The organism is Sphingobacterium detergens (assembly GCF_003610355.1).
Taxonomy (GTDB): Bacteria; Bacteroidota; Bacteroidia; order Sphingobacteriales; family Sphingobacteriaceae; genus Sphingobacterium; species Sphingobacterium detergens.
This window is the reverse complement of sequence record NZ_RAPY01000007.1, coordinates 312,374-326,598: the sequence shown is the minus strand read 5'-3', so window position 1 is coordinate 326,598 and position 14,225 is coordinate 312,374. Positions and strand designations below refer to the sequence as shown.

At 39.8% G+C, this 14,225-nt stretch carries 8 protein-coding genes; all 8 read left to right on the top strand.

The window, feature by feature from the left end; genetic code table 11:
• The 8 genes from DFQ12_RS25835 (at window position 1) to DFQ12_RS25800 (ending at window position 14,158) form a co-directional block, all read left to right on the top strand.
• A complete protein-coding gene (locus DFQ12_RS25835) occupies window positions 1-1,974 on the top strand; it encodes a DUF4836 family protein (protein WP_120261901.1) in 1,974 nt (657 codons plus the stop codon).
• A 184-nt stretch (window positions 1,975-2,158) separates the two neighbouring features.
• Complete coding sequence (locus DFQ12_RS25830) at window positions 2,159-2,959, top strand: tyrosine-protein phosphatase (RefSeq protein ID WP_120261900.1); 801 nt, start codon at window positions 2,159-2,161, stop codon at window positions 2,957-2,959.
• 213 nt (window positions 2,960-3,172) lie between these two features.
• Window positions 3,173-4,765 carry a DUF3843 family protein gene (locus DFQ12_RS25825; protein WP_167457354.1) on the top strand — a complete coding sequence of 531 codons (1,593 nt, stop codon included), beginning with the start codon at window positions 3,173-3,175 and terminating at the stop codon, window positions 4,763-4,765.
• A gap of 290 nt (window positions 4,766-5,055) precedes the next feature.
• Window positions 5,056-5,610, top strand: a complete 555-nt coding sequence (locus tag DFQ12_RS25820; RefSeq protein ID WP_120261898.1) for an RNA polymerase sigma factor — start codon at window positions 5,056-5,058, stop codon at window positions 5,608-5,610.
• Between the two features lie 47 nt (window positions 5,611-5,657).
• Complete coding sequence (locus DFQ12_RS25815) at window positions 5,658-6,623, top strand: FecR family protein (RefSeq protein ID WP_120261897.1); 966 nt, start codon at window positions 5,658-5,660, stop codon at window positions 6,621-6,623.
• Between the two features lie 3 nt (window positions 6,624-6,626).
• A complete protein-coding gene (locus DFQ12_RS25810) occupies window positions 6,627-9,980 on the top strand; it encodes a SusC/RagA family TonB-linked outer membrane protein (protein WP_120261896.1) in 3,354 nt (1,117 codons plus the stop codon).
• Window positions 9,981-10,006: 26 nt separating this feature from the next.
• A complete protein-coding gene (locus DFQ12_RS25805; RefSeq protein ID WP_120261895.1) occupies window positions 10,007-11,524 on the top strand; it encodes a SusD/RagB family nutrient-binding outer membrane lipoprotein in 1,518 nt (505 codons plus the stop codon).
• Between the two features lie 162 nt (window positions 11,525-11,686).
• The gene (locus DFQ12_RS25800; protein WP_120261894.1) at window positions 11,687-14,158 is read left to right on the top strand and encodes a phosphocholine-specific phospholipase C; all 2,472 of its coding nucleotides are present in this window, start codon (window positions 11,687-11,689) and stop codon (window positions 14,156-14,158) included.
• The last annotated feature ends 67 nt before the right edge of the window (window positions 14,159-14,225 follow it).

Below are 14,225 nucleotides of genomic sequence, written 5' to 3'. Positions count from 1 at the left end.
ATGAAATCAAAAATTTTATTGACTGGACTAGCATGTCTCTCTTTGATGGGGACTGTGAAGTCACAAGATTTAGTCAAGCTTATTCCAGAAGATGCTGAAGTTATCGCCGCATTTAATGTGAAGGATATCGTTCAGAAGGCAAATGCAAACAAGTTGAATGAGCTTCTTCAGAAAGCTGGTCTGTTCAAGCAACTTGAAAAATCAGGTGCTTCAGTTGGGAATGATATCAAAAATTTGGGTATCGATTTGTCACAAACGGCCTATTTCTATAACAGAAAGACAGACAGTGTCAGTTTTCTCGAGTTTATATTTCCTTTGTCCAATAAAGTGCAATTTGAAAAACTGCTACATGATGTCGGTGAACCTAAACCCATTGCCAATGGATATTCAAGCATAGGGATGAAGGCGGGGAGCGTGTTGGTTTACAACGACCGTGTGGCACGCTTTATTTCGTCGACAATGAGTACAACTTTTTTCGAGAACGACTCTGTAGCCAACCGGTATGGGATAAAGAAGGTTGCTTACATGGCGCCTGCGGCTGACGCATATTCTCCTGAATTGGATTCCGCAGCTGCAGTATTGGATTCAGCGGCAGTGGCGGTAGGTTGGGAAGAAGGCGAAAAGGAAATAGAGCCACTGAGCCCACCGATTATTGTGGAGAGCACGCCAGATACAGTTTTGGCGAATGTAGAAGCTGCCGTGCCCATGACTGTGGATGTAGCTCCCGCAGAAATGCATGATCCAAGTTATTATGATTCGCTTTATACAGAATACGAGAATCAAAATAGAAAAAATGATTCTATACGCAATGCGCTTCGTGATCAGTGGTTGATGGGGGAAGCGACACGTTTGCTATCTGCTTCCTATAAGCCTCTCTCCGTTTCAGATCAGGAAAAAGTGCTCAAAAACTTAGGATTGATCCGTCTATATGTACCACATGTCGAGGAGCTCTATCGTGGTCTTATGCCTTATAAAACCATTCCTTACCTCTATATGGGGATTAATATGGACAAATTTAAAACAGGATATCAGGACGGAATGCTGGATTTGTTGCAGGATGGAAATGTATTGCGATTAAGAGGCTCTGTGGGATTAGATCGGGATCTTGCTGAAATGTCCAAGCGATTATATGCAAGAAAACCAAATGGAAAATTCAATAAATATCTGACTGATAAAACACTTGGCTTCTTTAACGTTAATATTAATTCAGAAGCCTATTTGCGAGATATACCTAGTTATACAGCAAAATATTATAGCGGATTACTAGGTCCTCAGCAAGATTTGGTTGAATGGGGATTAATGGCACTTGAAATTGCATTGGATGAGAAAGCAATTGCCCAAGTAATGCCAGGTGATCATCTATTTGTGGTGAATGGTTTACGCAAGTTCAGAAAGGAATATATTGATTATAGTTATGACGATGATTATAATGCAACAGAGGTAAAGAAGACAAAGGACGAAACCCTGCCAGTTTTTATCTGGATGTTTACATCAAAAGACCAGCGTTTGTTTAGAAAAGGATTAGATCTTGCAGTAGCAAAAGCCTTTGGTAAAATACAGGATGGCATCTATGCATTCTCGTCCAAAAAAGGGCTAGATTTTCCAATGTATGTTCTTCTGAAAGATGATTTGGTGATGGTAAGTAATGATTCTTTGTCTTTACATGATATCCGTCAAAATAAAACGGCTGGCTCTGCAAATAAAGATTTTATTAAGTTGATGAAGCAAAACAAAATGTCTGCTGCGATTGATTTGCAAAAGTTGCCCGCGATGTTAAAAGAGATGGGTGTAAGTCCAGGAAGACAATGGGAACAAACGATGGCGCAATTGAATCAATATGGTAGCACAGCAATCACTTCGAAGGGAATTGTGGGCAACCGTATGGAAGCCGAAATATCAACAAAACTGCCAGAGACAAAAGAAGGTGCTATCGGCTATATGATTGATCAGATCTTGCGGGAGATCGGTAAATAAGATGGTATTGAACTGAGCATCAAACAAATTTATAACCCGATTGTTTGATGCAAAGTTTGTAATATTATGGTTATATTTTTATAATGTTAATATAATATTACGCTCTTTTGGACTGATAGTGGTATTTTTGTGATTTATTATTTACAAATAATAAGATAACTAAACGATTTATACTTTATATAATATGGGGATATTTTCAAAACTATTTGGAAACAAAACTCAAGAATCAAAGATTAAGGTTGTAGGTACACTCGCTTTTTTAGAGGTAGATATGCACAATCATATCCTTCCCGGAATAGATGACGGAAGTCAGTCCATTGAACAATCTATTGATTTGTTGAAAGGCTTGGGGAGAATGGGATTTGAAAAATTTATTTGTACACCACATATTATGGAAGGTGTGCATCCGAATACAATCCGAACAATTGAGGATGCCAAAGATAAATTGGTGAACGGAATAAAACAACTTCCTAACAGTCCTGCGATCTATCATGCTGCTGAACATATGATAGATGATGGCATTGCTAAACTGATCGATACGAACGAGCTTTGTGTTATGCCCGGCGGGTATGTGCTTATAGAGATGTCCTATCTGCAGGAATCCAAAGCGTTATTTCAAACTATTTTAGATATACAAAGACTGGGTTACCAGCCAATATTAGCTCACCCGGAACGTTATAATTACTACCACTATAATTTCAATATGTACAAACAGATCAAAGACGCTGGCTGTATGCTACAATTGAATCTTCTTTCTATCAGTAGATATTATGGTGTCGAAGTGAAATCTGCAGCCTTGACAATGATTAAATCGGGGATGTATGATTTTGTAGGAACGGATGTACATCACAGTCGCCACCTTGCAGCATTAGAGGAGATCGTTGCAAAATATCCGGTTCGTGACTTACTAAAAACGTGTAATATTTTAAATCCGACGCTTCAGGATCATCTGGAAAGTAATGATAATGTAATCGCCGCAGGATAAAGACAAGACAAAATTTACGCTACAGAGATGCCCATAAGGCATCTCTTTTTGTTTCTGTTAGACGATCTTTTGTCCTCATTGAGCTAATTCATCTACGGCAGTTTTGACTTTTATTGGCCAGAAAGAATATCTAAATTATTTTCGTCTATGCTTGTATTTTGCCATCATGGAAATTTCGAAAATTTGGCTACTTTTGGATTTAGCATTTTTCATATGAGAGGAAACAAAATTTTTATTCAAGATTGGATTGCACACCATACTTACCAGAAAGCAAACGATATAGATAGTTATTATTTAAGAGTTGCCAATCAGATCAACGATAGTCTGTCGACGTTGTGGTTTGAAGAGCCGGAGACAAATGACCTCATTCACACTGATGCATTAAAAACACTAAGTATTTATCTCACCTGTTATCTAGAAGATGTTATTGCCAATACAGGGATATTTGCTGCTTTTAGAACCATCCATAAAGAACTATACGACCAGTTTTTGCCTTTCTATAAGGATAATAATCTGACGGATTACTATCCTGAAGATATCAATAGCGAAGATGTAGCTGTATTGACCTGGTTATTTTTTAGTGAACGGAATCCACATTTGTTTATTGATCCTCAGGGCCGTTTGATACAGTTGATAACGGATCTGGCTTATGCAATTTTGGAGGAACACTATGAAGTGGCCCCTGAAAATCCAAAGTTAAATTCAGAATATTCATTAGATGAAAATGCGAACTATTTTGAGGTACGTAATTTTATCGAAAAACTTGTCGCAACAAACTATCTGACTGCAGGAGAGTATAACACCAACCTTAATCACCTGATGCAGGTGGCGGAATTGGGAAGATATCAGCATGATCAAGCTCAATTGCAACAAATGATTTATCGGGTCCGTGATAATCATTTCAACAATTATAGGCTACATTTATTTGCTCTTAAATCTTCCGAATTTGTTGCTGAGGTAGTGGGTAAGGAGCATGGTCTATATAACTCAGTAAAAACAATGGGTAATCGCATCCATAGTTTTTTTGAATATGTAAAGACAGATGAACAGTTTGTCCATGTAAAACATATTGGCACAAAAACAGCATTTAAGATTTATAAGGATTCAATTCAGGAATTTACGGAACCTTCTGCCGTATTATCTTTTTATATGGAAATCGTTCCTTGGAAAGATGCTTGGAATTTGTCCGGAATTATGACAGTGGTCAATCCGGAAGAAGTGAATTTTGATCTACCAGAACAATATGAAATGACTTACCGTATTGAAGCGATGAATGGTAAGGACAAGAGCCTGAAAAAAACAGAAAAGCAATTGAAGGATATGGCTAAATTATTCCAGTCTGAACAAAAGGCTGCTGTAGCTTTCATGGAGGGACGAGAAGTAAAAGAGTTTGCAAACGAATTCTTTCAAAGATATCAGCAAAAATATCCAAGCAAGGAGGAATCGCCGTTGCCAGAATCGAATTTGGAACTTACAGCGGATGCTAAAGTAACCGTTTTCTTCAATCCAAAAACAGGGTTAGAGGTGTTTGGCGGAATAGAAGAATTTTTCCCGTTGAAACATAATCCTTTTATTGAAAAGGAAGAAAAGGGGACAGAAGCAGATGTGCCCTATGCACGTTATTTCTTGAATCTTTTGGTAGAAGACTTTTTCCCAAGCGAATTGCCAAAATACTATGCTAACTTATTCAAGTCTGAAGTGGATAAACAATTCTTCTTCCCATTGGAAGAACCAATACTGGATTTTTTCCTACGTTTCTATAAAAGGGGGAGTTACTTTCTAGGACCTTTTCCGCTCCTAAAATAATAGCTTTCTATTAAGCATATATAATTTTTTTTAATCCCATTGGAATCTACAATGGGATTTTTTATTGAATTAGACCCTATTGGTATAACAGATCTTTTGCTTTCGCAACATTGTTTTTAGTCATCAATACCTGAACTGCCCGCTCGTAGATTAATTTAATGTAAATTAATCGTAGTTAAAATGTTATAATCATCCTAGGAAGGAACATGCTTTGGATCGTGATCTATTTTCATTCCGATATTTTGAAAAATTCTACCTAAACTTGTAGGGTCAATTGTAAGTGTTGAAGGATGCCTATTGAAAATAACAACATTCCAGATTTTAAAAATTTCTTTTTGTCTTATAAAGATAAGGTATATAAATATGCCTTGTTACATCTGAAAGGAGAAGATACCGCCGCCGATTTGGTTCAGGAAGCATTTTCTCGCATTTGGAAAAAGTGGAGCGAATTAGATGAAAATAAGAATCCTCAGTCTTATTTATATACAATTGCTAAGAATCTTGTATTTGACGAATTGAGGAAGCAGAAAGTACGGATTCAATTTAAACTTGATGGGATAGATACCTCTAGACAGGTGGACAATTCAAATGAAGAATCCATCCGTTTTAAAGACTTGGAACGCGTCTATCGAGAGGCAATTGAAAAGCTTCCTAGAGCTCGCCTGGAGATATTCCTTTTGAGTAAAGAGGAATTCTTGGACAATCAGGAAATTGCCGACCGCTTGGGTATTTCTGTTAATACTGTGCGGGACCAACTTGTCAAGGGGAACAAGTTTGTACGCCAATATATTCTTGATAATTTTGAGATTTCAATAGCCCTATTGATTTTCTTAACTATTTTTTAGTGTAGCGTCGTCTTATCGTCTTTTAGATACGTATATGTATTTAAACGATGGCAAAGATGATGGATCCTAAACTAGCTGCACTATATAAAAAATACCTACTGGGGGAACTAACCCCACAGGAAAACACCATATTTTTAGATTTACTTACTGCTTGCGATGAAGATGATCTGCCCAGTCTAGAGGAGGTAATTGCACTGGATGATAGCGCTAGTGATTTGGATACATCTACTTCAGACCATATTTTTTATACGATTACCGGTACTGAATTAAATGCCAAAGTACAGCCTATATGGAGGAGATGGCGAGTTTTAATTTCGGCAGCAGCGGCATTACTGTTGATTAGTTTTGCATTTCTATTTTGGGAGATTGTGCCATCGATGCAGACTGAGTGTAAGTACAAAGTTGTAAAATATACCAATCCGACGAAATTTGTTAAGCAGCTCACACTTTCTGATGGTACTCAGGTTGCGCTTCGCCAGGGGGCATATATCGAAATTCTATCTGATTTTAATGCAGATAGTTTGCGTCGGGTAAAACTATCGGGAGAAGCTTTCTTTGAAGTTGCTAAGAATCCTGAGAAAGCTTTTGTCATTGTAAATTCTGGAGATTTTGACGTACGCGTATTAGGGACAGCATTTAATTTAATTTGCTCACCGCAACGTAGCTGTCTGGTCTTAAGCCACGGAAAGGTGAAGGTATCACATGGACAACAGTACTCTATCGTCCACCCCGGCCAGCAAGTGGCTTATGATAAACGACAAAAACAATTTGATGTATCTATCGCAGATACGGTCATTTCTTCAAATGGGAAAGATGACCTATTGTCTTTCAATAACGTTCCGCTATCGCAGATTGTCGCGGATCTGAATAGTCTATACCCCGATCAAAACCTACAGTTGATCGATTCATTTCAAGCAGCAAGTTATACAGGATATCTGCCTGCCAGTGATCTTGAAAAATCTTTAAAAATTCTTAATACCGCATTTAATCAAACAATCATCCATAAAAAGTAATTTATGAAAAGAACCAATTACTATTTAAAACTTATGGGCGGTGCTTTGCTATTTCAGTCCTTAGCACTTCAAACCATGGCCACTCAGTTTAAGACTGGGGAGGGAATCGGGAAAATTCTTGCCAAAATGGAACAAAAGTTCAATGTAAAATTTGGCTATGATGCTTCTATCAGCGATCAAAAAATCAATGAATTAGTTAACCTTGAGAAATTAAAAAAGGAAGAGATTGCCCAATTCATCCGGACGATTTCTGACGGGCATCTTGAGGTAAGAAAGATTGATGATAAGCTGTATGTGGTTTCAAAGAAAGAGAAGACTGCATCAGAAAGTAAGAAGCTCCATGCCGCACAAAAGGAATTGCGCGGAAAAATAGTTGATCAGGAGACTAACCTGCCAATTGGGGGGGCCACGATACGTGTCAAGGGGACAGCAATAGCGGCAACGACGGATCAAATGGGGGCATTTAAGCTATCTAATGTTTCAGATCAAGCTATACTGCAAGTTTCTTTTATCGGGTATGAGCTGAGCGAAGTGCCGGCAACAAGTGCGAGTTTGATTCGGCTTTCCAAATCGTCAGAGGCTTTGGAGGAGGTTGTCGTAACAGCTCTGGGTATCAAGCGCGAGCAGAAAGCTCTGGGATATGCCGTTCAGGACATCAAAGGTGACCAACTAGCCAAAGTAAAGGGGGTTGATGTAGGAACGACCTTAACTGGCCGTGTCTCTGGATTGCGCGTCATGAACAGTACTGAATTTAACCGTGCGCCAGATATACAACTTCGTGGAAAAAGCCCTTTATTGGTCATTGACGGTGTTGCTTATGAAAACATGAGTTTGCGTGATATCGCTGTTGACAATATCGAAAATATTTCGGTGCTAAAAGGCTCTACAGCGGCGGCTCTCTACGGTATTGAAGGGGCAGGTGGTGCGATTATGGTTACTACCAAAAAAGGACTTTCGCAAAAAGGAGTAGAAATAACTGTAAACTCCAATAATATGTTCTTTGCAGGTTATTTAGCACTCCCTAATGTACAGTCATCTTATTCTGCTGGATATGGTGGTAAATACAATACCGACGATGAGGTCTGGGGAGATAAGCTGGATATCGGTCGGAAATATAAGCAATGGAATCCATTCACCAAACAAATGGATGATGTAGAGACTGAATTGACTTCAAAGGGTAAAAACAATTTCCAGAATTTTTTGGAGCCTGGATTTATCTCCAATAACTCTGTTAGCTTTACGAATCAAGGAGAAAACGGGAGTATCCGTACCTCCATAAGTCATATCTACAATAAGGGTCAATATCCGAACACCAAGCTGAATATGACCAATATTTCGGTGGCTGGGGAAACCAAAATATCTGATAAGGTTAATCTGGAGACCCGCTTGGGATACAACAGAAGGCATGCTCCCAATGATTTTGGTTCAGGCTACAATAATCAAGGGTATATCTATAATATCCTGGTGTGGACAGGGCCAGAATACGATCTAACACAATATAAAGACTATTGGCAGACTGAAAATGTCAGTCAAAATTGGCTGTATAAAGCCTGGTACGATAACCCTTATCTTTCGGCTTATGAGAAAATAAGTGCAGAACTAGTCAATAAATTGAATGCTGCGGTTACCTTAAATTACAAAATGACTGATTGGGGGAATTTTTTGCTGCGTAGCGGATATGACTACTACGGTAATTCAAGAGAGCAAACCAATCCAATGGGTATCTATGGGACCCGGGGTGGTTTTGATGGCTCAGGAGGTTATGATAACAGGGGAAAATACTGGTCTAGAAAACAGGATGGCTTTAGTACAACCAATGACTTTATCTTTACGGCTAAAAAGAATTTTGGTGATTTTGGTATCGATGCGCTTGTGGGTGGATCTATTTTCTATCGCAGGGATAATACCATGACAGCGTCTACAGTTAATGGTCTTACTATTCCCGGATTTTATTCCCTGCGTAACTCCACAGGACCTGTTTCCGCTGTAGAGGGTAAAACCAAGGAAATGCGTAATGGTATATACAGTCGACTATCGTTATCATGGCGCAATGCGGTATTCATTGAAGGTACTGCCCGTAATGACTGGTATTCGATGTTGCCGGATAAGTCTTATTTTTATCCATCAGTATCAGGAAGTGTGGTGGTGTCGGACCTCATTCAAAAGCCAAATTGGCTGAATTTATTGAAAGTAAGAGGTTCTTGGGCATCTACGGTATATCCGCCTGATCCATATGAAATTAACCAAACGTTTGGCGTGAGTAATAATGTTTGGGATGGTATGACTACAGCTTCGTATCCGAATATTATAAAGGACTATTCCATCAATCCGACCAAGGAAGATATGGCGGAGTTCGGATTGGAATGGGCTGTTTTAAACAGCCGTTTGACGGGAAATTACACCTACTACGCCAGAAGACGCTATAATATCAAAGCTGATATCTCGAACTCCAATTACAGCAATATATCGCACACGACAGGTTTTAGGGCTCGTCTGATCAATTTGAAAGAGGAACGTATGACCCGAGGTCATGAGATCTCTTTAGGCGGGGTTCCGATTCGGAGAGAGAATTTTGAGTGGTCTGTCAATGGGAATCTATCGCAAAATCTGCAATATTATCATAAACTTGACCCAGATTATACAGCGGATGCACTCTATATAAAAGAAGGTATGCGTACAGATCATTATGTGACACGGGACTGGGAACGCTCACCGGATGGAGAGATTATTCACAATGCTGCCGGAATGCCCATCAGTGCTGTACATACAGCGCGATTGTTTGGTTACACAGCACCGAAATGGTTCTGGGGAATTACCAATCAATTTCAATACAAAGATTTTAGCCTCTCTTTTAGTTTTGATGGTCGCATCAAAGGTTTGTCCTATTCCAATATGAATGCGCGTCTATGGCAAACGGGAGCACATCCTGATTCCGATACGAAAGAGCGCTATGAAGAAGTGGTTAATGGCAAGCGTACTTTTGTAGGTAAAGGCGTGAAAATTGTATCTGGAGAGGTAAGCTACGATAAATATGGTCAGATTATCAAGGATACACGTGTTTTTGCGCCGAATGAAACTGTTGTGTCTTATGAAAACTATTGGAAAAGAGCTTATTCGGGCACGCAAAATATTTGGGATGAAACATTTATTAAACTAAGAGAGGTTTCATTAAGTTACAATTTGCCGAGAGAAGTAGCTTCCCGATTTAAAGCCAAAAAGGCAAGCATTGGTGTTACTGGACAGAATTTGTTTTTATGGACAAAAGAGTATCGATTCTCTGATCCGGATGCAGGTTCTGAAGATCTGAACTCTCCATCGATGCGTTACCTTGGTTTTAACATAAGCCTTAGTTTCTAATCTTACACTTTTAACACGGATTACAAATGAAAAAAATAGTCACATATTTATTAATCGGACTCTTTGGGACAACAATATCCTGTTCCAAGTTTGAAGAGATCAATACCAATCCTGAAGCGACGGACAAGGTGACTTCGGGCATGATCGCCACACGGATAATACTACACCTTGCTAACCAGCCCTCACAAAAAGGTTTTCTACAGCCTTATATGCTCAACAAAAATGTTGTTTGGACAGAATTTGTGGAGTCATATCAATATAACGGTTTCGGAGCAGGATCACTGAGCTTTAGCGCAATAAATGATGCGCAGTTCATGCCTCAATTCGCCACTTCAGAGAAATTGGCTAAATCCTATGGGGGTTTAATGTATTTTGCCCGTGCCGTCAAATTCTTTGAAGCGACCATGGATTTAGGGGATATACCTTATAACGATGCTTTAAAAGGAGAAACGGATAAGCAATACTTCCCTAAATACGATACACAAAAGGAGGTATTTATCGGGATTCTAAAAGAATTGGAATTGGCTGATCAGGCCTTTGCAGCTGGTGAAAATTTTGCTGGAGACCCTCTTTATGGAGGAAATACCACAAAATGGCGCAAATTGGTCAATAGTTATACCTTAAATGTTTTAATGCAGCTGAGCAAGAAAGTAGGTGATGCGGATTTAAATATCAAAAATCGTTTTCAGCAGATACTTGCCAATAAGCCAATTTTTACAGCAAATGCTGATAATTACCAGCTGATACGTTCGGATAAAAGTGGACAACAATACCCTTTTTATAAAGTTGGGAATAACTTTACCATCTATCCGACCATGTCTACTGAAATCGTAGATAGATTGAAAACGCGCTCGGATCGTCGTCTATTCTATTATGGAAACCCTTCACCTAAAAAGATTACTGGCGGAATGACAGCGGCTAACTACGATGCCTACGTTGGCATTGATCCATCGTTGAAATATGATAATATTCTGGATATTAAAAATTCCAACGACTATTCAAAACTGAATGATCGTTATACTGAGGTCGTAACAGGAGAGCCTACACAACAGCTTTCGTATGCACAGCTTTGTTTTATCATCGCTGAAGCAGCTGTTCGTGGCTGGATAAATGAACCTGCATTGGCGTGGCACAAAAAGGGAGTGGAAGCATCTATGCAATTTATCTTTGATAATACACCTAATACAGCCCAGTTTCATCATGGGATGCCCTTGGATGCAGCTTATATCAGTACCTATGTCGGTGGTTTGACATTGCCTACTGGAACAGAGTCGCAAATTGAGGAAATCATTACCCAAAAATATCTTGCCAGTTTTCTGCAGTCGGAGTTTAATACCTATTATGATTATAGAAGAACAGGATATCCAAAATGGAAAATCAATCCCGAGACAAGCTTGAATTCGGAGGCAACGGGCAAAATACCGGTTCGCTGGAGATATCCTGCTGTTGAGTATGATTACAACACGGAGAATGTGGATGCTGCGGTGTCCAGACAATTTGAGGGTGTAGATAATGTCAATCAATTGATGTGGATCTTAAAATAGGTAATACTTTGATCTGTTGAATTATTATTGTAAAACTATCCCTGCGCATGAGATCAATCGTGTGCGGGGATTTTTGTTAAAAACGTTATATGAAAAGCGCCAGCGAATGAATATATTCGCTGATAGACCATTGAATTTATAAGAGATATAATAGCTGTTTTTATGGATAGTAGAAGAGACTTTATAAAGAAGGCCTCCTTGTTGGCTGGGGTTTTTGGCTTACAGAGTGCTGTACCGGATGCGATACAGCGTGCTTTAGCGATTGAACCTGTTGTGGGGAGTTCTGTTTTAGATGCCGAGCATATTGTTTTGTTAATGCAGGAAAATCGCTCCTTTGACCATAGTTTTGGTACACTGAGCGGGGTTCGGGGATTTAATGATCCAAGAGCGATCGAGTTGCCTAGTGGAAATCCGGTTTGGTTGCAGGCTTCAGCTTCAGGGAAGACCTACTCACCCTTTCGATTGGATATCAAGAATTCCAATGCAGCCTGGACAGGAAATCTTCCACATTCATGGGAAAATCAAATGGCAGCACGTAACCAGGGTAAGCATGATAATTGGATTGAAGCAAAGCGTCCCGGTGGAAAAGTGCTGAGTGAGATCCCGTTGACCATGGGCTATTATACCCGTGAAGATATACCCTTCTATTATGCATTAGCCGATGCGTTTACCATCTGTGACCAGCATTTTTGTTCTTCCATTACAGGTACGACAACCAATCGTCATTTTTTCTGGACAGGCACTTGTGTGCCCAATAAAGGAGCAAAACCGTTGATCCGTAATTCGGATATTTATTTCAACCGTTGGGCGCATTGGAAAACTTTTCCTGAACGTCTGGAAGCTGCGGGTATCCCTTGGAAGGTATATCAGAATGAAGTCAGTATGGAGAGTGGTCTTAATGGAGAAGAATGGTTAGGTAATTTTACAGACAATAACTTAGAGTGGTTTTCACAATACCATATTGAATTCAAAAAAAGCCACTTGGAATTTATGCGTAAGCGTGTCGTTGAACTGCCTACTGAGATCCAGGAGCTTGAAAAAGCATTGGCGAATAATGGAACCGAAAGTGTACAGAAAACCCAAAATAAGCTTAAACAAAAACAAGAGCAGCTGAGCAGCTATAAGAAACAACTGGAACGACTCACTGAACAGGCATTCCAACAACTTCCTAAGGAGCAAATCGCTTTGCATGAGCGCGCTTTTCAGACAAATGAGGATGACGCGTTCTATCGTGAGACGACTTCAGTATTACATGAAGGAGAACAGATTACTGTACCAAAAGGGGATGTATTACATCAGTTTCGGAAAGATGTGAAGTCTGGGAATTTACCTACTGTATCTTGGCTGGTTGCGCCACAATGTTTTTCTGATCACCCTAGTGCACCGATGTATGGGGCTTGGTATGTGTCCGAAATCTTGAATATACTGACCGAAAATCCGGAGATTTGGAAGAAGACTGTTTTTATACTGAACTACGACGAAAATGATGGTTACTTTGATCATATTCCGCCGTTTGTAGCTCCTAATCCGGCAGATGTCCGATCGGGAAAAACTTCCGCCGGATTGGATTATCGTGATGAATATGTGAGTTTGGAGCAGGAGCTGGCCAGTGGTGAGAAGAAGGAGCATGCCACGGAGGGACCGGTTGGTTTGGGCTATCGGGTGCCTTTGATCATTGCGTCTCCTTGGAGCAAAGGCGGCTGGGTAAATTCGGAGGTCTGCGATATCACTTCGACCATTCAATTTATGGAGTATTTCTTCGATAAGAAGCTTGGTAAGGATGTGAAAGAACAGAATATCAGTTCTTGGCGACGTGCTATAACCGGAGATCTGACTTCGGTATTTCGTAAGGCAGAAGGCGGAACTGCTGTAGAACTGCCATTCTTGGATCGCAATCAACAGATCTATGCAATTGATCAAGCCAAATCGAAACCGCTACCGAATAATTTCCATGTATGGACTGCAGATGAGATGCAAGCTTTGAAGGCTACTGGAAAAGCTGCACAATTGGCAAGACAGGAAAAAGGTCAAAAAAATTCTAATGCGCTGGCATATGAATTGTATTCGAGTGAATCTATTGATAAGGACAAGGTAAAACTGACGATGTCCGCGGGTAATAAGATTTTCGGAGCTAAATCCCTGAGCAGCCCTTTTAATGTGTATAGTGGACCAAGTTATAAAGATGGTGTAAGTTTTTGGCCATTTGCGGTTATTGCTGGCCAGGAGTTGAGTTTTGACTGGAACAGAGCTGACTTTAAAGACGGTTATTATGATTTGACAGTATACGGGCCAAATGGATTTATGCGTAGCTTTAAAGGTGATGGGGAGTCTTTGTCTGTTGTCGCCACCTATGAGATCGGGAAGAAAGGAGTTCCTACAGGAAACCTCATCTTGGAAGTGAGCAATAGAGGAGACAAAGCACTTCATGTACAGGTGAAAGATAACGCCTACAGTTCTTGGAAGAAAAATACCATCCTGGGGGCTGGTAAATCCATCAAGTGGGTTGTAGAAGCTCAGAAAGTGAGTGGTTGGTATGATGTTACTTTGCAGATTGTTGGAAGTAAATTTGTTCGCCAATTTGCCGGTCGTGTAGAAACGGGGAGCCATTCGAAGACTGATCCACAATTGGGATAAAAATCAACAGATGTCGGCTGTTGAAAAGGATATGATTAGCATATTTGTTAAAAAATAAAAGCCCCCA